Origin of the sequence: Pseudomonas quercus (assembly GCF_012033695.1) — a bacterium.
Taxonomy (GTDB): Bacteria; Pseudomonadota; Gammaproteobacteria; order Pseudomonadales; family Pseudomonadaceae; genus Aquipseudomonas; species Aquipseudomonas quercus.
In genome coordinates this window covers 60,845-87,001 of the sequence record NZ_JAAVJI010000008.1, presented here as the reverse complement: position 1 = coordinate 87,001, position 26,157 = coordinate 60,845, and the positions used below count along the sequence as shown (strand labels likewise).

Here is a 26,157-nt window from a genome sequence, read left to right as displayed (position 1 = left end):
TACAAAAATCATTGACTTTTTGGATCACTTTTCTTGCTGTCGCGCATCCCTTCAGTGCCTTGGGCAATCGTTTTGCCACGGCGCTCCCCTACCGCCTGGGCCTGCCCGTCCCGCTGCTTGCCATGGCGGGCCTGCACCACCAACTTGGGAATAAGATCGCCCTCGGGCAACAACTTCCAGAACCGTGTAGGCATATGGCCTTGCATGGCGGCAGGGTTGACCCGCGCCGGGTTGAAAATATGGGTGTAGTAGGCCCGCCACAGCGCATGAGTATCGTCCCCCTGCCCTTTGGCCAGCTCCCGCCACTGAGGTGGGCACGGGCGTTCGTAATGCAAGGTGCTGCCGTCATAGAACACGCCATCGCGCGGCGTGGCGATCAACCACCGCTGGCGCCCCATGCGACCAATGAAATGCTCCGAGGCGCGTTCAAGAATGTCGTGGGCCGGCTCATGCCACGCCACGTAAGCCGGGCCTTCATCCTCGGCTGGGCGTTCCACGAACCTGAGAAAGGCATGCAGGTGATGTGCCTCGCGGCTTACCTGCTTGATGCGGCGGTGCAGCTCACTGCCAACAGCATCCCCCGCCAACATGGCGGTACGGTCACCCTGGCTCACGCGCCACAGCACTTCGTATAACAGGCTCCAGCGCTGATCTCCCAGGTACTGGGATGCCGCTTCGAGCAGCGGGGGCAGCGCCTGGGGGATACGGGCCTGGAAGGGCCCTGGTTCGGTGGGCAATCCATGGGGCGCAGCAAACAGGTCAGCCTCGCGCTCGCCGTTCCAGCTCACCTGGCTGGGGTCTATGCCATGGCTGAGCAACCAGCGTGCTTGGGGGCGCCACTGACTGAACAACCCCTCGCATTCCAGACAGATCAACCCCACAACCCCAATTGCTGGGGCTGTGGGCGCTCGACCATCGCCATACGCAATGACTGGCTGCTGCTGTCGCCCTGGGGAGGGTGATAATCGGCAGTAACCACAAAGGGTTTAGCCTTCGCCAATACGCAGCGCAGGCGTGCCAGGTCTGCATAGCGGATACGGCGCTGGCGGCGCAGCTCTACGATGCGTTTGGTGGTACGAATGCCAATGCCAGGAATGCGGGCAATCATGGCGGGCTCGGCGCGGTTCAGGTCCAGTGGGAACAGGTCCCGATGCTCCAGCGCCCAGGCCAGCTTGGGGTCGATATCCAGTGCCAGGTTGCCAGGGCCTTTCAATAGTTCATCCGCCTGGTAGCCATAGCCTCGCAAGAGGAAGTCCGCCTGGTACAGCCGGTGCTCACGCAACAACGGTGGCGGTGCCAGGGGCACGCTGTTGGGGCTGTCCGGGATAGGGCTGAAAGCCGAGTAATACACCCGCCGCAGCTTGAAGTTGCCATAGAGGGATTCGGCGCTACGCAAGATGGTGCTGTCGTCCGTGGTATCAGCGCCGATGATCATCTGGGTGCTTTGCCCTGCCGGCGTAAACTTGGGTGCTCTGGCCTCCCCGGCCACAGCCTGCTGGCCCTGGTGAATGGTGTCCATGGCCTGATGGATGGTGATGAGTTGTTTCTCGGGCGCCAGCACCTTCAGGCTTTCGCCGGTGGGCAGCTCCACATTTACGCTGAGGCGGTCGGCATATTGCCCCGCCTGCTCGATTAACCGCGGGTCGGCATCTGGGATGGTTTTGAGGTGGATATAGCCACGGAACTCGTGATCCTCCCGCAAGCTGCGGGCCACTGCCACCAGTTGCTCCATGGTGTAGTCGGCCGAGCGAATGATGCCGGAACTCAGAAAGAGCCCGCTAACGTAGTTGCGCCGGTAGAAGTCCAGCGTGAGCCGTACCACTTCCTCCGGGTTGAACCGGGCGCGCGGCACATTGCTGGACCGACGGTTCACGCAGTACTGGCAGTCGTACAGGCAGAAATTGGTGAGCAGGATCTTGAGCAGCGATACACAGCGGCCGTCCGGTGTATAGCTATGGCAGATGCCCATGCCATTGGTGGAACCCAGCCCGCCCTTGCCCTCGGAACTGCGCTTGGGCGCCCCGCTGCTGGCGCAGGACACATCATACTTGGCCGCGTCGGCCAAAATGCTCAGCTTGTCGATCAGCTCCATAATGCACTCGGCTACTGGTTTTTTGTACAGTAGCGGGTTACTTGTACAACCTCAAGTGCCCTTGGTCGCCTGCCTGTGCTTAAATCGCACGCAACAAAAAACCCGCCGAAGCGGGTTTTCTTTCACTGCCATTCCAGCGTCCTGCCGGCAGCCGTCCAGGCCATGGCTAATCATCCTTGATCCCTGAAGCAACTCCTTCGCTTCAGTTGATGGGTTCAGAATACGGGGCGCCGGCTTCCAAGGCGAGAGCGAAACGCTGCGTTGTGGTGTAGGACATTGGCTATACCTGCCCTGGGCAAAAGCTGACGTCAAGTACGTTGCAGGGGCGTCGAGGGCAGGTTGCGCGCATACCAGGGCCGTTCCTGTGCACGTTCGAGTGCATCTCCCAACGTGCTCCGGGGCTCTACAGCCAGGCGAAGAGCAATCTTCATCACCTCCAGGTCATTTTCCATAGCGGTGCCCATCCAGATACCCGGCCCATCGGCGCACCCATGGCTTACAGGGCCCATCCAGGGATTGTCCTGTTCCACCCATTTGCCTTGTTCGAACCAACGTACACCGCGAACCTGCACCACGTTCACTTCGCCAGGGTGGGACAGCTCATGGGCGGCGTGCCAGTCGTCGATACGGGCGTCGATCCAGCCATGGAAGCCCCAGAACAGCGGATGAACGTGAGAGGAAAATGGGTCACCGAGAAAATCGTTGCCCGCCTGGAACCAGCCCTCTGCGAAGTCCGTAGGCTGTCGCGCCATCGGCAGCGGTTGGCCGTTGAGCGGCGCGCGGGCCACGCTGGCCCAGCACATGTGAAGCCAGTCGTGCAGGCTCAATTCGAGTTCCGAGCCGAACTGGCCCAGCGTCATGTTGGCCAGGTACTCGGGGTCCCGGTAGCGAGACTCCCACACCTGAAAATTGCCGTCGTAGACATCCCGGCTTTTGATAGAGGCCATGCCCTGGCTGTAGGTTTCGTCGCCCGGCGCCAGCCAGGTGGGCGGAATGGAGCGGCCGTCGTGGTTCTCGAAATAGCGGATAAACGCGACACGGTCGGTGTCCACGGCCGGCCGCGGCAATGGGAAAAACGCCCACGGTTCAGGGGCACCCAGCTTAGCGGCTTCACCGAGCATGAAGCGGTGCATGTAGAGAAAATCCACACCCGAGCCGTTCTTATCCTTGTAGCGGCCGCGCGAATCCCGCTCCTCGCCTCTGGGGCCGGGCTGCCAGCCCAGCCCTCGCAGGGCTTGGCGGCGGTCATCGCCGATCAGGTGCCACTTGTCCCGCACGGTATGCCAGAGTTGGTGTGCCAAACGGTGCTGGGGCGTGATTAACCACTGCATGAAAGCGGGCTCAAGAGCGATTCGCTCACGGGCTTCAGGAAACGCCAGCTTGCGGGCGGAGAACCCTACCGTGGCGTGGCTCCCTTCACCTGATGTTTGAGCCACAGTCCCGGTCAGCAGGTCGTTGTCCGCCACGCCCACGCCGCCCCACAAGTCGGTAAGGGTGGCGGTCAAGGCATAGGCTGTTGCACGGTTGCCGGCGCTTTGATCGATCAGCCGCCAGCGCACCTGCCGGGCATTGGCACCTACCAAGTCCCCTATCACCTTGAACCGGGGAATAGCACCACTGGCCAACCGCTCATAGGTATCGAGGTAGCCCCGTAGGCCCCGGCCTCGTTCGCCGGCATCGAGCAACAACGTGGTGCCGTGCAACTCGCTGGTGTCGGGTGCAGTGACTCGCCATACCCCTCGCAGCAAATCGGCAAGGCGTTGGGTAGGTACGTCTGCCAGCTCCACGCGTGCTTCGCTAGGGGTGCCTCCTTCGGCCCACCACTTCTTGGCCCGCCGGGCACCTTCGTAACCGGCTGGCACCATCAGGCCGCTCAGTGCTGCACCTGCGAGAAGTGTGCGCCTTGACATTCGCATCGCGTGGTATCCGTTCTAAACTCTGCTAATTAAATGTTATTAATCAACAGGTTACCTATGTATCTAGCATTTTTTAGGAAAAAGGGCCGGTCGATTGACATTAACAGTAACAGATTGCGTGATGGCAGTGTGGAACTATTTGGCACTTAGCCATCACTTATAGCGCGACGCCCATTTTGGCTACAAGCCTTGTATCACGGGCGTTACAGCCGATTAGCGATGTAGTGGCAAAATTATATTTCACTCACATAGGGGTTATGGGAAAACTTCCTCTCAGCGGCTTGGTCACAGCTGGCGAGGTGCCCCATGCCCCTCTGATTTTCCCGAAACGACAAACTATTGACACATCAGGATTGACAGCGAGCCCCTCCCGGCGCCCGCCGTCTAGCGATGGACCAGGAGCAGGCAATGATCTTCAATGTTAAAGATTACGGTGCAGTAGGCGACGGCGTTACAGACGACACCGCGGCCATCCAAGCGGCCGTGGACGCCGCTTCGGCTGCTGGCGGCGGGCAGGTTTATGTGCCGAGCGGCACCTACATCGTGTCTGGCGGCGAAGAGCCCTCCGACGGTTGCATCATGCTCAAGAGCAACGTCTACATGTCTGGCGATGGCATGGGCGCCACTACGCTCAAGCTGGCTGATGGCTGGAACCAGGCAGTTACCGGTATCGTGCGCTCGGCCTATGCTGAGGAAACTCATGATTTCGGCCTGAGCAACCTCACCATCGACGGCAACCGCGCCAACACCAGCGGCAAGATCGACGGCTGGTTCAATGGCTATGCCCCTGGCCAGGAAGGCCAGGACAGCAACGTGACCTTGGACGGCGTTGAAATCAAGGACTGTGAGGGCTATGGCTTTGACCCGCACGAGCAGACCGTGAACATGGTGATCCAGAACTGTGTCTCCCATGGCAACGGCCTGGACGGTTTCGTAGCGGATTACCTGATTGACAGCACGTTCAAGAACAACGTGGCCTACGGCAACGACCGCCATGGTTTCAACGTGGTCACCAGCACCAACAGCTTCAGCCTGGTGGACAACGTAGCCTACGGCAACGGCAGCACCGGGATCGTTGTGCAGCGTGGTAGCGAGAACATTCCGTCACCCCACGACATCACCATTACGGGTGGCGCCATTTATGGCAACGGTGCCGAAGGCATCCTGGTCAAGATGTCTTCTGACGTGACCGTCAGTGGCGTGGACATCCATGACAACGGCAGTGCTGGCGTTCGCCTGTACGGTTCCAATGGCGTGACTGTGGTGGACAACACCCTTACGTCCAACGGCCAGACCAACCCGGTGCCTGAGATCATCATCCAGTCCTATGACGACACCACCGGGGTGTCTGGCAGCTTCTATGCTGGCAACAACAACACCATCGAAAGCAACACTATCACCGGCGGCATGGGGTCGACCTACGGCGTTGCCGAGCGTAACGAAGACGGCACCGACGGCAACGCCATCGTGGGCAACACCATCACTGGCACCACCAAGGGCAGCACCCTGGTGTACGGCGACGGCAGCTATGCGAGCGCTACCGTACCGCTGCACGAAATCGACGGCACCGCCGGCCGTGACACTTTGGACGGCACTGCCGTTGCGGACCTGATCCTGGGCGGCGCCGGTAACGACACCCTCAATGGCGCCGGTGGTAATGATGTGATCGTGGGCGGTGCTGGCAAGGACACCCTCACCGGTGGCGACGGCGCCGACACCTTCCGTTTCGATGCCATTACCGACAGCTACCGCACCAGCACCACCTCCAACACCGATCTGATCACTGACTTCAATGCTAGCCAGGACAAGATCGACCTGGGCCAGTTGGGCTTCACCGGCTTGGGTAACGGTTACAACGGGACCCTGTCCGTGGTGTACAACAGCACCACCGACCGCACCTACGTGAAAAGCCTTGAGGCCGATGCCAACGGCAACCGTTTCGAGCTGGGCCTGGCCGGCAACCTGGTTGCCAGCCTCACCGCTGACAACTTCGTGTTCAAGTACGTGGTGCAGGGCACCGACAGTGCCGACACTTTGACCGGCACTGCCATGAGCGAGACGCTGTACGGCCTGGGCGGCTCGGACACCATCAACGCTGGCGCCGGCAATGACGTGATCTACGGTGGCGCAGGTGCCGACACCCTGACCGGTGGCGACGGCGCCGACACCTTTGTGTATACCGCTGTCAGCGACAGCTTCCGCAGCTATGCCACAGGCGGTACGGACCAAGGCGACCGCATCACCGACTTCGACGTGACCACTGACAAGATCGACCTGTCGGCCCTGGGCATCACGGGTATTGGTTCTGGCTACAGCGACACGATCCAAATCGTGCTCAACGATGCCGGCACCCGGACCTACATCAAGAGCCGCGACATGGATGCCAACGGCAACCGTTTCGAGCTGTCGATCCAGGGCAACCACGTCAACGACCTGACCGCCTCCAGCTTTGTGTTCGCAGCGCCAGCGACCGGCACCACGGTTCAGGGCACCAACGGTAATGACGTGCTCAATGGCACGTCGGGCAATGACATCCTGATCGGCGGCGCAGGCGTGGACAAGCTGAGCGGCGGTTCGGGCGCGGATACCTTCCGCTTCGATCACCTGACCGACAGCTATCGCACCGCCAGCACCAGCGCGACCGACCTGATCCTCGACTTCAATGCAGCCGAAGACAAGATCGACGTGTCGGCACTGGGCTTCACAGCCCTGGGCGACGGGCACAATGACACCTTGTCCATTGTGTACAACGCGGCCAGCAACCGTACCTACCTCAAGGACCTGGACGCGGACGCCAGTGGCAACCGCTTCGAAGTGTCGTTGTCTGGTAACCACAGCACCGACCTGACGGCGGCCAACTTCGTGTTCGCCACCACCACGCCAGCCAGCACCGCCACCACCAGCACTACGGCGACGGATGCCGGCACCCACACCGATGTGGTAGTGCTGGGGACCACCCCTGACACCGAGCACCACACCACCACCGCGTAACCCTGCTGGTAACCCTGCCGCCTCGTGTGGCAGGGTTACTGCGCGGCGGCGCCCTTCTCCATCACCTGCATCAGCCAGGTGCGCACGTCACCCACCTCTGTGTCACTCACACCATGGCCCATGCCCGGATAGGCATGAAAGCTGGGGTGTATGCCTGCCTTTATCAATTGCTCATTGGCCTGTGTCGCGTCGCCGTAAGGCAATACGCTGTCAGCCGTTCCGTGGCCGATAAACACTGGCACAGGCGAACGCGTAGTGGCCTTGGCGAGGTCCTGCCGTAGATCGGCATTCAACTTGCCGCTCAGCGCCACAATGCCGCCAACAGCCTGCGGGTCCCGCAACGCCACTTCATAGCTCATCATGGCCCCTTGGCTGAAGCCTACAAGGTAGGTACGGGCAGGTCGCACGCCGTACTTGGCCTGGGCCCGGGCAATAAAGGCCCGCAGGTCAGCCAGGCTACGTTTTACGTCCTCCTCGACACCCTCGTAGGGCCCATCGCTTGGCGTTTTGCTGAACCACTGGTAGCGCGTGTCGCCTACCTTCAAAGGCGCGCGCAACGATAGGCACGTGGCATCGGGTACCAGTTCGTCACACAACGAGAACAGGTCCTCTTCGTTTGATCCAGAGCCATGCAAGAGAATGATCAGGGGTTGAGCGGGTGGGTTTGTGCCGGGCTGGGCCAGGTAACCCAGTGGCAGGTCCTGCTCCAGCACGGGTTGTGCCTGGGCAGTCGCGGCAATGAAAGGAAACAGCAATACGGCTAACCGCTTCATGGGGTGCAGGCTCCTGCGCGTAAAGGGGGTGGCAGAGGGTATCATTGCCGCCTTTCATCGCACTCGATGATTTGCCTCGATGCCGTGACAACCCCAGCCTTGCCAGTGCACCTTGGCACGCTAGCGGCGGGTGGCAGATAGGCCTGCTGCGTTATATAGTTCGCTGCATAACGCAACGTCTCAGGATACCTCATGCCTTTCGCCCGCTTGTCTCCCCTTTCAGTGTTCACCCTTGCCAGCCTGCTGAGCGCGCCTGTTTTTGCAGACGATGTGCACGTCGCCGTGGCTGCCAACTTCACCGCCCCGCTGCAGGCCATTGCCGCTGCCTTTGAACAGGACACAGGGCACCATGTGGTGGCCTCGCCTGGCGCTACAGGGCAGTTGTATGCGCAGATCAACAACGGCGCACCGTACGAGGTGTTCCTCTCAGCCGATGACACCACGCCAGCCAAGCTGGAAAGCGAAGGCGCCACGGTCAAGGGGTCGCGCTTCACCTACGCCATTGGCACTCTGGCCCTGTGGTCCCCCAAGGACGGTTACGTCGATAACAAGGGTGAGGTGCTCAAAGGCAACACCTACCAGCACTTGGCAATCGCTAACCCCAAGACGGCACCCTACGGCCTGGCAGCCACCCAAGTGCTGGATCGCCTGAAGCTGACCCAGGCCACGCAGTCGAAGCGGGTTGAGGGGCAGAACATCACCCAGGCGTTCCAGTTCGTCCAGACCGGCAATGCCGAACTGGGCTTCGTGGCCCTCAGCCAGGTCTACAAGGATGGCAAGATCACTTCAGGTTCTGCCTGGCAGGTGCCCCATACCTTGTACGACCCTATCCGCCAGGATGCGGTAATGCTGAACAAGGGTAAGGACAATGCCGCAGCCAAGGCGTTTGTCGAGTATCTGCGTGGCGCGAAGGCCGCAGGGGTGATTCGTTCCTATGGCTATGCCCTGCCTACGAATACGCTCTAGATGCCGCCACTTATTGACCTAAGCCCTGGCGACTACGCGGCCCTCTGGTTGACCCTGAAGCTGGCGGGCGTTACCACACTGCTGCTATTGCTCGTGGGCGTACCTGTCGCGTGGTGGCTGGCCTTTACGCGTTCGCGCTGGCGCTCGGTGGCCAGCGCCGTGGTAGCCCTGCCCCTGGTGCTGCCGCCTACCGTGATCGGGTTTTACCTGCTGCTGTTGATGGGGCCCCATGGCTGGGTGGGGCAATTCACCACGTGGTTAGGCCTGGGTACGCTGGTATTCACCTTTGGGGGCTTGGTGGTGGGTTCTGCCCTGTATTCCCTTCCCTTCGTGGTGCAGCCCTTGCAGAACGCCTTCCAGGCCATGGGGCAGCGCCCGTTGGAAGCGGCGGCCACGCTTGGCGCCTCGCCCATGGACCGGTTTTTCACCGTGGCACTCCCCCTGGCCAAGCCAGGGCTGCTCACCGCCACCGTCCTGGGCTTTGCGCACACGGTGGGCGAGTTTGGTGTGGTGCTGATGATTGGCGGCAATATTCCGGACAAGACCCGCGTGGTCTCCGTTCAGTTGTTCGACCATGTGGAGGCCATGGCGTACGCCCAGGCTCACGGCCTCGCGGCGGTGATGGTGGTGTTCTCCTTCGCGGTGTTGTGGCTGCTGTACCGCAAACGCAGTGAACCCGTGGGGGGCCGTTGAATGAGCCCGCCTATCGAGCTTCGCGCAGGCCTGGTTCGGCCGGGGTTCAGCCTGGACATCAACCTGAGCCTGCCAGGATCAGGCGTCACCGCCATCAGTGGGCCGTCCGGCTCGGGCAAAACAACCCTGCTGCGCTGGCTGGCCGGCCTGGAACCGGCGGGCACAGGGTTTATCCAGGTCAATGGCGCTACCTGGGAAGACACCGCGAGCCGCACGTGTATGCCCACGCACCGTCGCCCGATCGGTTATGTGTTCCAGGAACCCAGCCTGTTTCCTCACCTGACAGTGGCCGGCAACCTGGCCTATGGGTGGCGCCGCCTGTTGCCAAGGCGACGTACCCTGAGCCAGGCAGCGCTGTGCCGTACGCTGGGTATCGACCACCTACTGGCCCGGCGACCGGACGGGTTGTCAGGCGGCGAGCGCCAACGGGTCGGCATTGCACGGGCCCTGCTGCGTGAGCCACGGTTGTTGCTGATGGACGAACCCCTGGCCGCGCTGGACAGCGAGCGCAAGGCTGAGATCCTGCCGTACCTGGAGCGCCTGCGCGAAGACCTGGCCATTCCCGTGATCTACGTTAGCCATGCGGCCGAGGAAATCACCCGCCTTGCCGATCACTTGGTGTTGCTGGACCAGGGGCGGGTGACCGCCAGCGGCCCGCTGAACGACCTGCTGACGCAACTGGACCTGCCTGTGGCCCGCGGCCTGGATGCCGGCGTGGTGATGGAGGGCCAGGTGACCGGGTACGACACGCAGTGGAAGCTGCTGCACCTGAGCGTTGGTACATGCGGCGTCACCCTTCGCGTTCCTCACCATGAACGCCCAGTGGGCAGCCGCCTGCGGGTGCGGGTACTGGCACGGGATGTAAGCCTGAGCCTGGACGCCCACAGCCACAGCAGCATTCTTAATCGGTTGCCGGTGGTGGTAGGTGAACAAGCCGGCGGTGAGGGCCTGGTTGATACGGTGCTGGCCTTGGACTGCCGCGGCACGCCCCTGCTGGCGCGGCTGTCGCGCTACTCCGTTGCCCACCTTGGGCTGCAGCCGGGCATGCACGCCTGGGCACAGATCAAGGGTGTGGCGGTGTTGGGCTAGCCCCTCTGCCGAGCCTTGTCTACCGTCATTTCAACAGCTGTTGCCCCTACACGGGTTTCTTTAGGCTTGCGGTCCAAGACACAGCGTATTGGTGCCGTGTCAGCCCCTGAAGGAAGCGACCATGAGCAAACAGGAAATCAACCTGAGCCTGGACGACTTGGACGGTGATAAATCGCCTGAGGCCTTCATTAGTTTTGTGGAATACAGAACGTGTGGCCGCCACGCTATCTGACACGTCTTCGTGATGCCCCTGTTAAGCGGTTACGATGGCCAACCAGGCAGCTTTTACTAAGGTCGCTGGAAACGTTCTGCTTTTCTGCTAGGTTGTACGATGTCCGCTAACTTGGCGGACATCATAACAACAAGGAAAGCACTGAATGAATGCATCACGATTGCTGGTAGGGCTGGCTTGTCTGTATGCAGGGGCAGTAGCTGCCGCCGCCCCTGAGCAGGAGGTGGCTGACGCGGTAGACAAGCTTACCCAGGCGATGTGGCATAAAGATATTCCCCAACTGCAAGCCTTGACGGCGGATAACCTTAGCTATGGCCACTCCAGCGGCAAAGTACAGGACAAGGCCGCGTTTATCGCCGACATCGAAACAGGACGTAGTGGTTTCAACTGGCTCAAGATGGTCAACCAAACCATCACCCTGTCCGGTGACACAGCGCTCGTACGCAACCACTTTTCCGCTGAAGCCGTGAATAGCGGCAAGGTGGTCCCGACCGAAATTGAAAACTTCCAGGTCTGGCAGAATCAGCATGGCACATGGCTGTTGATCGGTCGCCAGGCGTTCCGGTTCTGAGTGTACCGGTAAGCGCCGCAACGGTTAGCAGTTAACAGCCGAGCAGAACCATTGCCCAGGCAGGGCGCTCTCACCTAGCACTGCGGCATCTGCCGCCTTGCTGGAGCGCTTCCCATATGACTACTGCTACCCAGAGCCCGCCACACACCCTTCGGCGCGTCATCACCACCCCTTTGCTGTTGCTGTTTATCTTGGGCGATGTACTGGGCGCCGGGGTATACGCCTTGGCAGGCACCATTGCCGGGCGTGTGGGCGGGGCGATCTGGGCGCCGCTGCTGATTGCCCTCTTCTTCGCCTTGCTCACGGCAGCCTCCTATGCCGAGTTGGTTACCAAATACCCTCGGGCGGGAGGCGCTGCGGTATTTGCTGAGCGAGCGTTTGGCAAGCCGTTGCTGTCCTTTCTGGTCGGGTTTTCCATGTTGGCCGCTGGGGTAACCAGTGCTGCCGGGCTGGCCAAGGCCTTTGCCGGTGACTACCTGGGTGTGTTCGTGCACTGGCCCTCCAGTTGGGCAGCGGCTGTTTTCTGGTGATTGTGGCGCTGCTCAATGCCCAAGGCATCAAGGAGTCGCTGCGCGCTAACCTGGTGATGACCCTGGTTGAATTGAGCGGCCTGGTGATGGTGGTGGTGGCCGCAGGCTGGTTCGCAGCGGGTGGCCAAGCCGTGCCAGCGCGTTTATTGGAAGTGGATTCCCAGGCCCCTGCCGCTGCGATTCTAGGCGCCTCCCTGTTGGCCTTCTATTCATTTGTAGGCTTCGAAACGTCTGCCAACCTGGCCGAAGAGGTGCAGGACGTACGGCGCGTATACCCGCGCGCGTTGTTCAGCGCCCTGCTCATTGCCGGGGCGATGTACCTGTTGGTAGGGGCCGGCGCCGCACTGGTACTGCCGGTAGACCAGCTCAAGGCGTCCAGTGCACCGCTGATGGATGTGATCAGCGCGTCTGGCCTGGGTATTCCTTCACGCTGGTTTGCGGTGATCGCCCTGATCGCCGTCGCCAATGGCGCGCTGCTGACCATGATCATGGCCAGCCGGCTGGCCTATGGCATGGCCCGCGAAGGCTTGTTGCCTGAGGTGCTCGGGCGCGTTCTGCCCAAACGGCGGACACCGGGTTGGGCCATCCTGGCTACCACCCTGGTCGCTATCGCCCTAACGTTTACTAGCACCCTGGAAATACTGGCCGAAACCGTGGTGCTGCTATTGCTGTTCGTGTTCCTGAGCACCAACGTGGCAGTACTGGTACTCAAGCGGGACACGGTGGCTGAAGCCCACTTCCGCGTGCACTGGGTATTTCCAGCCTTAGCGGTGGTGTCTTGCGTGTTGTTGCTCGCCCAGCAAGGGCCGGCAACCTGGCTGCGCGCCGGGGTGATGCTGGTGGTAGGGCTGGTGTTGTACGGAGTGACCCGCCAGCGCCACGCCTGAGGCTAACCCCTCAGGCTCAGATATCGACCTTCCCCCGCCCTGCCTTGATCGCACTTCGCTTGGTCTTGCCCTCCAACCGCCGCACTTTCGAGGCCTTGGTGGGCCGGGTGGGCCGGCGGGCCTTCTGCACCACAACCGCCGCCAGAATCAGCTCCCGCAAGCGCGCCAGGGCATCCTCACGGTTCTGCTCCTGGGTGCGGTACTGCTGCGCCTTGATAATCACTACACCGTCGCTGGTGATGCGGCTATCCCTTAGCGCCATCAATCGCGCCTTATGAAAGTCAGGCAGCGACGACGCCTGGATGTCGAAGCGCAAGTGGACGGCACTCGACACTTTATTCACGTTTTGCCCACCCGCACCCTGGGCCCGGATGGCCGTGAGCGTGATGTCGCTGTCGGGCAGTTGAACGGTGTTTGAGATGTCCAGCATGGGCGACCTGTGGCTTGCGTAAATACCCGCCACCTTGCCCCGGTTTGAATGGCGCTACAAGCACATTGGGCCGCCACTGATGACTCAATGGGCGCAGCGGCCATTTCATAACGACAGACGGCATGGCCGTCTGTCGGGGAAACGCCATCCAATAAATAAGGATTTTCACGCGCACTGCCGCGTGAGGGCCTTGTGCGACAGGAGTTTCGCGTGAGGCAAATTCCAATATTTAACGCTCATTACCTTGATTTTTAAACAAATTAGCGCGCCAAGGATGCAAAAACCTCAGGCGGCACAGTGCCTTCACTGCTATACAGATAACGGATCCCACAGAAAACGGGCACTAGGTTCGGGCGGCTTCCTCTCTCGCAGCCAGAACACTCCGCCCCACGGTGATGCTTAAGCAAGGAGCGCAATGGCTGTTTCAGACAACATCGTCGTCGCTGACAAATCCACCGCCCAGCTGTCCGCCCGTACTTGGGGAGATATTGAGCTGCAGCAACCGGGGGTGGTGCAAATGCCTGTTGCACCTGCCCAGGTGGCATCGGTCGCACGCGTGGGGCAGAACGCGGTCGTTACCCTCAAAACCGGTGAGCAGGTCACCGTCGGCAACTTCTTCCAGGCCACCGCCGAAGGTGTGCGCAGCGACATGGTGTTCCAGGGCGAAGACGGTGTGCTCTGGCAAGCCCAATACAGCGCGGAGGCGTTCAATGGCTTCAGTTTTACCGAGCTGTCTTCGGTAGATACCTTGCTGGCCAGTGCTGGCGTGGTGGGTAGCGCAACGCCGGAATGGGCCATCGCGGGCCTGGGTGCGTTGGGGGCTGGCGGCGCGGCTGCAGCCGCCAATGGTGGCCTTACGGGCGGGGGCGGTGGTGGGGGTGCTGCCGCCACGCCACCGGCCACGGATACCCTGGCCCCCGCCGCTCCCACTGGCTTGAGCCTGAGCAGCGACGGCCTGACGCTCGCCGGGTTAGGCGAAAGCGGCGCTAGCGTGCGGGTATTCAGCGCTGCAGGGAACCTGTTGGGCACGGTGACGGTAGGGGCCGACGGGCGCTTTGCGGTGGTGCTGAATACCGCACAGCTTAATGGCGAAATCCTGGCCGTTGCGCAAACCGACGCGGCCGGCAATGTGTCCCCGACGGCCAGCTTCACGGCCAATGATGTCACCCCTCCTGCCCTACCCGCCAACCTGGCCGTGGACGCCACGGTGGGAGTACTCAGTGGTACGGCCGAAGCTGGCGCTACCGTAAGGGTGAGAGACGCCAACGGCACGGGGCTGGGCTCGGCCATTGCGGGAGCTGACGGCACCTTCAGCGTAACGCTTACCCCGGCCCCTGGTGCAGGCGTTACCCTGAGCGTCAATGCCACGGATGCTGCCGGCAACACCTCGGCCGATGCTACCGTAGGCCTTCCGGCGCTTCCGGACGGCCCTGACGTCACCGCACCTGCGGCGGCCACGGACGTTGCCATCAGTGGCGACGGCACTGTGCTCAGCGGCCGCGGAGAAGCCGGCGCCACGGTTACCCTGTATGACGCGGCGGGCAATGTGCTGATAACCGGCACCGTTGCCGCGGACGGGGCCTTCGAACTGCCCGTGGTCCCTGGCGTGATCAGTGGCCAGGTGCTTCAACTCACCCTCACCGACGCGGCAGGCAATGTGTCGCCCAACCTGCCGGTGCAGGCTCCAGACCTCAGCCAGCCCCCCGCCCCCACTGACCTGGTGATCAGCAGCGATGGCCTGACCCTGACCGGTGTTGCCCGTGGCGGTGTGCGCCTGCTGGTGCGCAACAGCCTAGGCCGGGTGATCGCGACGGCCCGTGCCGGGCTGGACGGCACCTTTACGGCGGCGCTGGATACGGCCTATACCAATGGCGAAGCCTTTGACGTCACCGCGACAGCGGGCAACGGCAACAGCTCGATCCAGGCCCTGGTCACCGCGCCCGACAGTACACCGCCCTTGGCCGTCACCGACCTGGTGGTGAGCAGCAACGGGCTGGCATTGTCTGGCCAGGGTGAAGCAGGTGCCACGGTGACGGTGGCCAATGCCACCAACGACGTACTGGCCACAGGCACCGTGGCCAGCAACGGCACCTTTGTTCTGGCCCTGACCCCGGCGGCCAACGTGGGCGGCCTATTGACCGTGCGCCAGGCCGACGCGGCCGGCAACCTGTCTCCTAACGCCAGTGCGGTGGTGCCGGTTTCTGCACCGGTGGCACCCACGGCCCTGGTCGTCAGCACCGATGGCATTACGGTCACCGGGACTGCCACGGCAGGCGCCAGGGTGGACGTGCGTGCCGGTGACGGAAGCCTGCTGGGGACAGCCACTGTGGCTGCCGATGGCACCTTCAGCGTGGTGCTGGCTACGGCTCAGCAGAACGGCCAATTGCTGGATGTCAGCGTGGTCGATGGCTCTACAGGCATATCGGTGACCGCGCTGGCCACAGCGCCCGACCTCACCCCGCCGGGCGTTGCCACCGACGTGGCGATCAACCCTAATGGCGCTTTGCTCAGTGGCCGTGGGGAAGTGGGCGCCACGGTGACCGTGCGCGATGCGAGCGGCGCACTACTGGGGACTGCGACCGTAAACGCGGTGGGCAGCTTTGCCGTACCGCTCAACCCGGTGCAGCTCAATGGCCAGGGCCTGCAAGTCAGCCTCAGCGACGCCACCGGCAATGGCTCTGCCGCCGCAGCCATAACGGCACCAGACCTGAACGGTCCGCTGCTGCCTGAGGCCCTCACCCTGGACGTGAGCGGCACCGTGCTCAGCGGCCGTGGCGAGGTGGCGGCGACGGTCAGCGTGCGGGCCGCCGACGGTACGCTGCTGGGCAGCGCTGTGGTGGGGGCCGATGGACGCTTCGCGGTCAACCTGCCAGCCGCGCAACTCAACGGCCAAGCCTTGCAGGTCAGCGCGGTAGACGCAGCAGGCAATGCCTCCGCTGCCGTGCCCTTGACCGCTGCAGACCTGCAACCACCGGCGCCGGTGACCAACGTACTGATCGACACACTTGGCCTGACCGTTACCGGCAATGGCGAGCCCGGTGCCACGGTGCGCGTACTCGACGCCACCGCGACCACGATCGGAATCGCGACCGTGGGTGCCGACGGTACGTTCAGTGTGCCGTTGGCTACCCCTCAGTTGAGTGCTCAGAGCCTATGGTTACTGGCCACGGACACCGCCGGCAATATCAGTACCGCCCTTACCGTGACAGCACCGGACCAGACACCCCCTGCTAACTTGGCCGACCTGAGCCTGTCAGCCAACGGCCGGCTGCTGAGCGGCACCGGCGAGCCGGGTGCAACGGTGACGGCCGCCGATGGAGCCGGCGCGGTAGTGGGCACCGGCATCGTGGGCGGCAATGGTCGCTTTGAGCTCACGCTGGCCACCCCCCAGGTAAACGGGGAAACCCTGCAAGTGGTGCAAACGGACGCGGCCGGCAATACGTCCCAACCTGGCGCTGTGCAAGCGCCAGACATTCTGGCCCCCGCAGTGCCTACGGCGCTGAGCTTTGCAGCAGACGGCAGTGCCCTGAGCGGCCAGGGCGAGGCATTTGCCACTGTGCGCTTGCGCAGCTTGGACGGCACTGTGCTGAGCACCACCACCGCCAACGCCGACGGCCGTTTTACCCTGGCCCTCTCCCAACCCCAGTTCAATGGCCAGGCCCTGCAAGTGGACGCTGAGGATGCCGCCGGTAACCGGTCAACGCTGCTGAGCCTGACAGCTCCCGATGGGACAGCGCCTGCACGCGTAGACGACCTGCAGCTCAGTGGCAACGGCGCGGTGCTGACCGGCACGGGTGAAGTGGGTGCCAACGTGACTGTTCGGGACGGCGCAGGTGCTGTACTGGGCACGGCCCAAGTGGACACCACCGGGCATTTCAGTGCCCCGCTCACCCCGCCTCAGTTGAACGGCCAGGCGCTGACCGTGGAGCAGGCCGACGCCAGCGGCAATACCTCGGCCACACAGCCGGTCACTGCAGCCGACCTCACAGCGCCACTGGCCCCAACTGGCCTGACCGTGGACCTGACCGGGCAGGTTCTGCGTGGCGCCGCCGAAGCGGCCAGTTCACTAGAAATCCAGGACGCGAGCGGCACCGTGCTGGGCACGGCGACGGCGGCAGCCGATGGCACCTTCGTGTTCAACCTGCCTGCCCCGTTGCTCAATGGCCAGGCTTTGCAAGTGATCGCGACCGACCTGGCCGGCAACCGTTCACAGCCCAGTGGTACCACGGCACCGGACACCACACCGCCCGCAACCGTCAACACCCTGGCTATCAGCCCCGATGGCAGCACCTTGTCCGGCACGGCCGAAGCCGGTGCCACCGTCACAGTGTCCACCGCCGCTAACGTCGTGCTAGGCACGGCAACCGTAGGCCCGGATGGGGTGTTCAGCCTGACCCTCGTACCCGCCGCCGTCAGCACCGATGTGCTAAGCGTGGTGGCCGCAGACGCACTGGGCAACACGTCCGCTCCTGCCACCCTCAACGGCCCCAGCGGGACCGAAGTACCCACACCTGGCAACCTCGCGCTGACGGGGGACGGCTTTACCGTTACGGGCACCGGTGCGCCTGGCACCACCGTGTCGGTCGTCGACAACGCCGGCAGCAGCCTGGGGGCGGCCCTTGTCGGCAGCGATGGCAGTTTCCGCGTGCTGATGCGCGCCGCCCAGCTCAATGGCCAGTTGTTGCATGTGAGCGCGACCGACGCCAGCGGCACCACTTCGGTGGCCACCACCCTCGCCGCCGCCGATGTCACGGCACCCGAGGCACCTTCGGCCGTCGCCAGTGCCAGTAGCGGCACGCTGGTCACCGGGCGCGGTGAAGTGGGCGCCACGGTGACCGTACGCGATGCGGCCAATACCGTACTGGGCACGGCGCTGGTGGCCAACAACGGCGCCTTTGCCGTCACGGTGGTGCCGGCCCAGCTCAATGGGCAAGTGCTGACCGTGGTGCAAACAGACGGGGCCGGTAACACATCCCAGGCCAGCACCTTGGTCACCCCCGACCTGCAAGGCCCTGTGGCTCCCACAGGGCTGGCAGTCAATACCTTCGGCACGGTGGTCAGCGGGCTGGGCGAGGCCGGGGCCCTGGCCACCGTACGTGATGCCGCCGGCACGGTGCTGGCCTCAGGCACGGTGAACCAGAGCGGTGTGTTCCAAATCACCCTGCCCCTGGCCCAGAACACCGGTGCGGCGTTGAGCGTGGAACTTACCGACGCCAGCGGCAATACCTCACCTACCGCCGCCGTGGGTACACCTGACAATACGGCGCCCACCGCCGTTACCGGGCTGTCAATCGCAGCGGATGGCTCAGCCTTTTCCGGGCTGGGGGAGCCCGGCGCGGTGGTACGGGTACAGACGGCCAATGGTACGTTGCTGGGCACTGGCACAGTCGATGCCAACGGCGGTTTCAACCTGAGCCTGGCGCCCCCCCCTATCAACGGCGAAACCCTGGACATCATTCAGACCGATGCCAACGGCAATGCCTCGGTCGCTACCAACTTCCTGGCCCCCGACATCAGCCCGCCCGCCGCCCTGAGTGGCGTGGTGCTCAATGCTGACGGCGTGACCCTGACCGGGCACGGTGAGCCTGGCGCTACCGTCTTCGTGCGCGATGTGAGCGGAACCGTACTGGGGACGGGCCTCGTGGCTGCCACAGGCGCCTTCAGCCTTGCCCTGGGCAGCCCGCAGCTCAACGCTCAGGCGCTGACCGTGAACCAGGAAGACCCACCCGGCAACGAAGGGCCGGCTGTGAGCCTGATTGCGCCAGACATCACACCACCCGACAGTCCGACGGGCCTGGCGCTCACGCCCAATGGCCTGCAGCTCAGCGGCCTTGCCGAACCCGGGGTGCAAATCACCGTGTTCGATGGTCAAGGAACAGCCCTAGGCGTGGCCACAGCCGCCCCCAACGGCCTGTTTGCGATTGCACTCAGCACGCCCCAGCTTAACGGGCAAACCTTGTCGGCCATTGCCGTTGACCCAGCAGGTAACCTTTCGCCGGTGGCGACGCTGGTGGCCACTGACATTACGCCGCCCTCACCCCTGACCAGCCTGGCCGTGTCGGCCGACGGGGTTACGCTGACCGGGCTGGGGGAGGCGGGCTCGCAGGTCACAGCAACCGCTGCAGATGGCACGGTATTGGGCACTGGCTCTGTGAATGCCGAGGGCCGCTTCACCCTGGCACTGGTTCCCGCAGCGGCAGGCGGTGATAGCCTGCTGGTCATCGCTACCGATGGGGTTGGAAACGCCTCGGCCGCCACTGCTGTGATCGCACCGGGGCAACTGGCGCCTACCACCGCCAGTAACCTGCTGCTCAGCGCCGATGGCTTGAATGTCAATGGCACGGCCGACGCTGGCAGCCTGGTCAGGGTCTACAGCGCCACAGGCCAGTTGCTGGGCATTGCACTGGCAGGCAGTGATGGCACCTTCAACGCACCGCTTACCGCCGCTCAGCTGAACGGCGAGGCGTTATCGGTCATCGCCACGTCTACGGATGGCATCAACGCGGAGCCTGCGGCCCTGGTGGCGCCGGACGTGACACCGCCCGCACAGGTCACCACGTTCAACCTGGCCCGAGACGGCGTTAGCTTGATTGGCTTTGGCGAACCCGGCGCCACCGTGAGGGTACTGGCCCAAGGCGGGCTGATTCTGGGCACGGCCACCGTCAACAGCGACGGCACCTTCGCCTTGACCCTGGCACCGCCACAAGTCGCCGGGCAAACCCTGTCACTCAGCCAAACCGATGGAGCCGGCAATGAGTCTGTGTCCACGGCGGTGCTGGCCCCCGACCTGACCGCTCCTGACGCCGCCAGCGGCCTGGCCCTGAGCGGCGATGGCCTGTTGCTGTCCGGCAGTGGCGAGGCCGGTGCTCAGGTGCGTGTCGTAGACGCCACCGGTGCGCAAGTGGGCAGCGGTACCGTTCGCCTGGACGGCACGTTCCAGCTGACACTGGCCTCGGCACAGGCCAACGGCCAGTTGTTGTCCGTCACGCTGACCGACGCCGGTGGCAATGCGTCGCTGCCAGCAAGCGTACTGGCCGCAGACACCACAGCCCCGAACGCTGTCACTGCCCTCAACATCGGCGCAGACGGCGCCAGCATCACCGGCCGTGGCGAGGCCGGTGCCAGGGTCACTGTCAGCGACGCCGATGGCGTGGTGCTGGGCACGGCCGTGGTAGGCAGCACGGGCGCCTTCAGCCTGGTATTGGGCACACCCCTGCTCAATGCCCAGGTGCTGACCTTTACCCAGGCCGATGCCGTGGGCAATGTATCGGCGCCAGCCACCCTGACAGCGGTGGACCTGACTGCGCCGGACGTGTTGGCCAACGTGGCGATCAATGCTGCCGGCGCTGTGGTCAGTGGCAATGGCGAGGCTGGCGCAACGGTGACCGTGCGCGACGCGGCGGGTACGCTGCTAGGCAGCACCGTGGTGCTGGCCAACGGCAGCTTCAGCGTGGGGCTGAACCCGCCCCAGGTGAACTTCGAACGGCTGACGGTACAACAGGCGGACCCACCCGGGAACATCAGCCAGCCCGTGCAGATCGACGCACCTGACTTGACCCCGCCGGGCTTGGCCACGGGCCTGGTGCTTAATACCCTGGGTGATCTGCTCACGGGCGTTGGCGAACCCGCAGCGCGCGTGCGCGTTACCCTGGCTGACGGGACGCTGTTGGGCGAAGGGGATGTGGGCAGCACCGGCCTGTTCTCAATCGCCCTTACAACCCCTGCCTTGAATGGCGAAACGCTGCAGGTGCGCCTGGTTGATGCCCAAGGCAACCTGTCGCCCGTTGCCGCATTCACTGCACCTGACACCACGCCCCCTGCGGCAGTGGCCGGGCTTTCTCTGGACCCTGCCGGGGCCGTGCTCAGCGGCACGGGTGAAGCGGGCACGGCGCTGGTGGTCACCAATGCCACTGGCGATACCCTGGCGCTGGGCACCGTGGCCAGCGATGGCACCTTCGCTCTGGCCCTGGTGACACCGCAGCTCAATGGGCAGGTGCTGACGGTGACCGCCCAGGATGCCACCGGTAACCCCTCCGGGCCGACCCGCCTGACCGCGCCTGACCTCACACCGCCCTCTGCCCCCGTTGTGACGACCTTGAGTGCCGATGGCCTGACCCTGGCCGGCACCGGTGAGGCCAACGCCGCGCTGGTAGTGACTTCAGCGAACGGCACGGTGCTCGGCACCGCCACCGTGAACGCAGACGGCACCTGGACGGCCGCCTTGGGCAGTGCCCAACTCAATGGCCAGGTGCTCACGGTGGTGCAAACCGATGCCAGCGGCAATGCGTCGATTCGCCTCTTGTACCAGGCGGCGGATGTCACCGCAGCGCCCGTGAGCAACCTGGTGCTCAGCGCGGATGGCCTGGTGCTCACCGGTACCGCCGAAGCCGGCGCGTCTGTAAGCGTGACCGGCCCTACCGGCCTGGCTTTGGGCACCGCCACAGCCGGGCCAGATGGGCAGTTCACTCTGGCGCTTAACAGCGCCCAGGTAAACGGCCAGACCCTTAGCGTGACTCAGGTGGACCTTGCCGGTAACACCTCGTTGCCAACCCCGGTCACCGCAGCGGACATCACAGGGCCCGCCCTGCCCGTAGTGGTTCGGCTGGAAAACAGCGGCGCTCAGCTGATTGGCACCGCCGAAGCAGGGGGCCGCGTTGAGGTACGGGCGGCCGATGGCACACTGCTGGGCAGCGGCCCCGTGGACGCGAGCGGTGCCTTCAGCATCGTCTTGAACCCGCCCCAGGCCAATGGCGAGACCCTCAGCCTGGTGGCCCAGGACGCTAGAGGCAATGCCTCGGCCTCCCTGGCCTACACCGTGGCTGACATCACAGCGCCAGGCGCCGTGACGGCTTTGGCCATCAGCAACGATTACACCCTCCTGGGCGGGCGCGGCGAGCCTGGGGCGCTGGTAACCGTGACCCGTGGCGGGCAGGTACTGGGCAGCGCCACGGTCGATGCCAGTGGTGCCTTTGTGGTGAGCTTGCCGGGCACCCTCGCCGCCAGCGATACCCTGAGCGTGATCCAGGCCGACGCCGCAGGTAACCTGTCTGCGGCCCAGACGTTCTCCGTGCCTACCGTACCACCGCCACCACCCCCTACCACACTGGCACTCGCCGCCGATGGGCTGACTCTGACAGGCAATGCCACAGCCGGCAGCCAGGTGCGGGCCTACAGCAGCGCAGGGGCCGTGCTGGGCAGCACCACGGCAGCCCCCGATGGCAGCTTCAGCCTGACGTTGAACACCCCACAGACCAACGGCCAAGTACTGGAGGTGACCGCCACCACATCAGCCGGTGGGGAATCCCTTTCTGCACCATTGACGGCGGCGGACACTTCCCCGCCGGCGGCCTTGACCGATGTGGTGATCAACGGCACCGGCACGCTTGTCACCGCACGTGGCGAAGCAGGCGCGACGGTGACGGTGCGTGCTGCAGATAACACGGTGCTGGGCTCCGGGCTGGTGGACGCCACAGGTGCGGTGAGCGTACTGCTGAGCCCGGCCCAGGCCAACGGCCAGGCCCTTACCGCAACCCAGGCGGATACCGCCCTCAACACCTCGCCAGCCGTGAGCATCACGGCACCGGATATTACGCCCCCCGCCGCCCCGGCAGCACTGGCCCTTACCAGCGCAGGGCAAGTGCTTACCGGCACGGGTGAGGCCGGCGCCACGGCCACCGTGCTCTCCAGCAGTGGCGCCGTGCTGGGTACGGCACTGGTAGCCAGCAATGGCACCTTCAGCGTCACCCTTAGCGCCGCGCAGTTGAACGGCCAAGCCTTGAGCGTGACCCTTAGCGATGCGGCGAGAAACGTATCGGCTGCCACGCCACTGGTGGCCGCCGACACGACCCCACCTGCCCCCTTTACCAACCTGCTGCTGAGCAGCAGCGGCCTGCAGGTCACGGGAACCGGCGAAGCGGGGGCCACCGTGAATGTGACCAGTGCCACAGGCGTTGTATTGGGCACAGCAGTCGTGGGCGCCACCGGTGCCTTTGTGGTGCAGCTCAGTTCAGCCCAGCTCAATGGCCAGGTACTGACCGTGCGCCAGGCAGACCCAGCGGGCAACAGCACCAGCGCTGCCCTCACCGCCTCGGATGTGACGCCACCGCTGGCGCCTGCGGCCCTGGCCGTGGCAGGAGACGGCAGCGCCGTGACCGGCAGCGGTGAGGCCGGCGCCACGGCAGGCGTCTACAGTGCCACAGGCACCTTGCTGGGCAGCGCGACGGTGGGCAGCACCGGGCTGTTTTCCGTCACACTCAACCCGCCCCAAGCCGACGGCCAGGCGCTAACGGTGCGCCTCACCGACGCCGCTGGCAACGCGTCCTCCCAGGTGGGGCTTACCGCGCCCGACATTACGCCACCTGGCGCGCCGGCTACCGGGGTGGTTGGCGCCGCGGGCACGGTGGTCACAGGGACCGGTGTCGCGGGCGCACGTATTTTTGTGCGCAACGCACTGGGCGTATTGCTGGGCAGCGCCACGGTCGCCGCCAATGGCACCTATTCCGTGGCGCTTACCCCCGCCCAGATCGACAGCCAAGCCCTGAGCATTACCCAGGCTGATGCGGCGGGGAACCTGTCTACAGCCATCACTGCCACCGCGCCGGACCTTACGCCACCGGCCGCTGCCGCCGCGCTGGTGGTAGCGGCAGACGGCACCAGCGTGAGCGGTACAGGCGAGGCGGGCACCACTGTGACCCTGCGCAGCGCCGCAGGGGTGACCCTGGGCACGGCCACGGTGGCAGCCAATGGCACGTTCACCGTGGCTTTGAGCAGTGCGCAGATCAATGGCGAAGTGCTCAGCGTGACCCTGCGCGACAGCAGTGGCAACCTGTCTGCCATCCGCACGGTCACTGCGCCGGACGTGGACGTGGACCGCCCGGTGATCGCCACCGACAACCTCACCACGGCCACCGTCAACCTGGCCCCGGCCGTGACCACTCGTACCTACTCGGACAGCTTTAGCACACCCCTGGCCGGCTTCAACAAAGTCTATGCCTTCACCGTAGACGCTGGCACCACAGCCGACCCGCTGCTCACCTTGGCTACGGGCAACGCTGCAGCCCTGTACAACGGCGCTACCTATACCTTGCAAGTGCAGGACGCTGCCGGCAATTGGGTGACCTTGGGCACGGCCAACAGTGGGGCTTTGCTGAATGTGCAAGTGATTGCCGGGCAGGCGGTGCTCGTAGATATCGCCAAGCTGCTCAGCGGCAACTATCGTTTGGTCGTCGCCAGTGGGGGCATCGGCGTGCTCACCAACGTGTCCAGCACCCTCCAGCTGGACGTCACGGCACTGAACCAGTTCGTGGGAACGGCCGGTGCGGTGCTCAATGGCAACGTGGTAACGGACGTGGGCACCAACGGCAGCACCGACGTGACCGGGCCGGACAACGGCGCCGTGGTGCAGGTGCTGCGCAATGGTGCGTTCGTGAGCGCGTTGACCGGCACCACCGTACAAGGCACTTACGGCACCCTGAGCATCGATGGCCAGGGCAACTACCGCTACACCGCCAACGGCAGCGCCAACAGCGTCGGCAAGGTGGATGTGTTCACCTACCAGTTGGTGCACCCCAATGGCTTGAGCAGCACCGCCAACCTGTATGTGCGTATCGACAGCCCACAGGCCACAGAGGTGTGGAACAGCGGCAACTTGGCTGCGCCCGCTACGGTGGTGGATGCCACCTTCGACGTGGCCAGCACGGCCCTGAGCCTGGCCAACCGGGTGACCACCAACACCTCCGCCCTGGGCACGGTCAATGTGCTACTGGGCGGTGGCAGTGGTGCCTTCGCCTTTAGCGTGGCGGCCAATACCGTTAGCGACCTGACCGTATCGCTCACCTCCTCCAGCTTGCTGTCGCTGCTGGGGTCGCTCACGCTCGGGCTGTACAAGCTCAACACCGCCAACGGGCAATACGTGCTGGTACGTAGCTGGGGTGGCAGCGCGCTGGTCAGCCTGGGCGGCGGCGCCTATGGCGTGGTCGTGGACGACCAGACCCAGGGCACCTACCAAGTGCGCCTGGCCACGGGTGGGGTGGGTGTGGCGACCTCCATCAACGTGGGCCTGACCAACGTGGCCACCTATACCAACCAGTTTGTCGTGAGCAGTTACACACCGGTGGCAGGCAACTTGCTCACCGACACGGCCGGGGGCGGTGTGGATGTGCTGGGTTCCCCCTACACCCTGCTCAGCGTGCTGGCCGCGGGCAACTTTGTAGTACCAGGCTATAACGGCACCGCTATCACGGGGACTTATGGCACGTTGCTGGTCAAGGCCGATGGCAGCTATACCTACACCCTGGCCCCTGGGCAGACGGACGCTGTGGTAGGCCGCCAGGACGTGTTCACCTACGAGCTTACCCACCCCAACGGTACGGTGGATACCGCCACACTCACCGTTAACCTCAACCCCGCCGGCGCGGCCATCAGTGCGGCGATGCTTATGGCCGATACCGTGACGGCACCGGTGGACGGTACCACCCTGCTGGTCAACAGCAGCCACGGGGACACGCTCCATGGCTCCAGTGGAAACGACACCTTGGACGGCTCGCACGGTGGCGCGCTGACCCTGCTCGGCGGCGCTGGCAATGACACGTTGATCATCGTGGACCAACAGTTCACCGCTGTGGATGGCGGCCCCGGCACCGACACTTTGCTGTGGGCGGGCGGCGCGGCCAACATCGACCTGGGCAACCTGGCAGCACGGGTACACAACATCGAGGTGATCGACCTCAATACTACAGCGCCGGTAAACCTCACCCTCAGCCTGGCCGACCTGGTGAGCGTTGTGTCCAGCGACACTCAAACCCTGTTGATCAAGGGCACGGCCCAAGACAGCGTGCACATTACCGGCCATTGGGGTGCAGAGGGCGCGCACCAGGCGGCGGGCATCGAGTACATCCAGTACACCCCTCAGGAGGACCCCAGCCATCACTTGTGGGTACAGAGCGGTATCCAGATCGTTTGACACGGACAGCGGCGCCATTGCGCAAC

Annotated in this window: 10 protein-coding genes and 2 pseudogenes; 7 read left to right on the top strand and 5 right to left on the bottom strand. The window is 64.0% G+C overall.

Features of this window, described 5'->3' with window-relative positions:
* Positions 1-8: 8 nt before the first annotated feature.
* From HBH25_RS14255 to pvdP, 3 genes are all read right to left on the bottom strand, one after another.
* Positions 9-875 carry a TIGR03915 family putative DNA repair protein gene (locus tag HBH25_RS14255; RefSeq protein ID WP_168084681.1) on the bottom strand — a complete coding sequence of 289 codons (867 nt, stop codon included), beginning with the start codon at positions 873-875 and terminating at the stop codon, positions 9-11.
* Positions 872-2,092, bottom strand: coding sequence for a putative DNA modification/repair radical SAM protein (locus HBH25_RS14250; RefSeq protein ID WP_168084580.1), 1,221 nt, complete (start codon positions 2,090-2,092; stop codon positions 872-874). Before HBH25_RS14250 ends, HBH25_RS14255 begins: the two co-directional genes overlap by 4 nt.
* 308 nt (positions 2,093-2,400) lie before the next feature.
* Complete coding sequence (gene pvdP, locus HBH25_RS14245) at positions 2,401-4,008, bottom strand: pyoverdine maturation tyrosinase PvdP (RefSeq protein WP_168084579.1); 1,608 nt, start codon at positions 4,006-4,008, stop codon at positions 2,401-2,403.
* Positions 4,009-4,416: 408 nt separating this feature from the next.
* On the opposite strand from pvdP, the pseudogene HBH25_RS14240 reads away from it, so the two are divergent.
* Positions 4,417-6,915 (top strand): annotated as a pseudogene (locus tag HBH25_RS14240) (glycosyl hydrolase family 28-related protein); the annotation flags it as partial.
* 119 nt (positions 6,916-7,034) lie between these two features.
* Here HBH25_RS14240 and HBH25_RS14235 read toward each other — a convergent pair.
* The gene (locus HBH25_RS14235; RefSeq protein WP_168084577.1) at positions 7,035-7,772 is read right to left on the bottom strand and encodes an alpha/beta hydrolase; all 738 of its coding nucleotides are present in this window, start codon (positions 7,770-7,772) and stop codon (positions 7,035-7,037) included.
* A 192-nt stretch (positions 7,773-7,964) separates the two neighbouring features.
* On the opposite strand from HBH25_RS14235, the gene modA reads away from it, so the two are divergent.
* The 5 genes and pseudogenes from modA (at position 7,965) to HBH25_RS14210 (ending at position 12,740) form a co-directional block, all read left to right on the top strand.
* A complete protein-coding gene (gene modA / locus HBH25_RS14230) occupies positions 7,965-8,738 on the top strand; it encodes a molybdate ABC transporter substrate-binding protein (protein WP_168084576.1) in 774 nt (257 codons plus the stop codon).
* Between the two features lie 12 nt (positions 8,739-8,750).
* Entirely contained in the window at positions 8,751-9,431 is a 681-nt protein-coding gene (modB, locus tag HBH25_RS14225; RefSeq protein WP_420708510.1) for a molybdate ABC transporter permease subunit, read from the top strand.
* Positions 9,432-10,520, top strand: a complete 1,089-nt coding sequence (gene modC / locus HBH25_RS14220) for a molybdenum ABC transporter ATP-binding protein (protein ID WP_168084574.1) — start codon at positions 9,432-9,434, stop codon at positions 10,518-10,520.
* A gap of 377 nt (positions 10,521-10,897) precedes the next feature.
* Positions 10,898-11,323, top strand: a complete 426-nt coding sequence (locus tag HBH25_RS14215) for a nuclear transport factor 2 family protein (RefSeq protein WP_168084573.1) — start codon at positions 10,898-10,900, stop codon at positions 11,321-11,323.
* Between the two features lie 116 nt (positions 11,324-11,439).
* Positions 11,440-12,740 (top strand): annotated as a pseudogene (locus tag HBH25_RS14210) (APC family permease).
* A gap of 16 nt (positions 12,741-12,756) precedes the next feature.
* Here HBH25_RS14210 and arfB read toward each other — a convergent pair.
* Positions 12,757-13,170: an alternative ribosome rescue aminoacyl-tRNA hydrolase ArfB gene (gene arfB, locus HBH25_RS14205; RefSeq protein ID WP_168084572.1), complete on the bottom strand. Its 414-nt coding sequence runs from the start codon at positions 13,168-13,170 to the stop codon at positions 12,757-12,759.
* A 415-nt stretch (positions 13,171-13,585) separates the two neighbouring features.
* On the opposite strand from arfB, the gene HBH25_RS14200 reads away from it, so the two are divergent.
* Positions 13,586-26,131 (top strand): BapA/Bap/LapF family large adhesin, encoded by a 12,546-nt coding sequence (locus tag HBH25_RS14200; RefSeq protein WP_168084571.1) that lies wholly within the window; start codon positions 13,586-13,588, stop codon positions 26,129-26,131.
* Positions 26,132-26,157 lie beyond the last annotated feature (26 nt).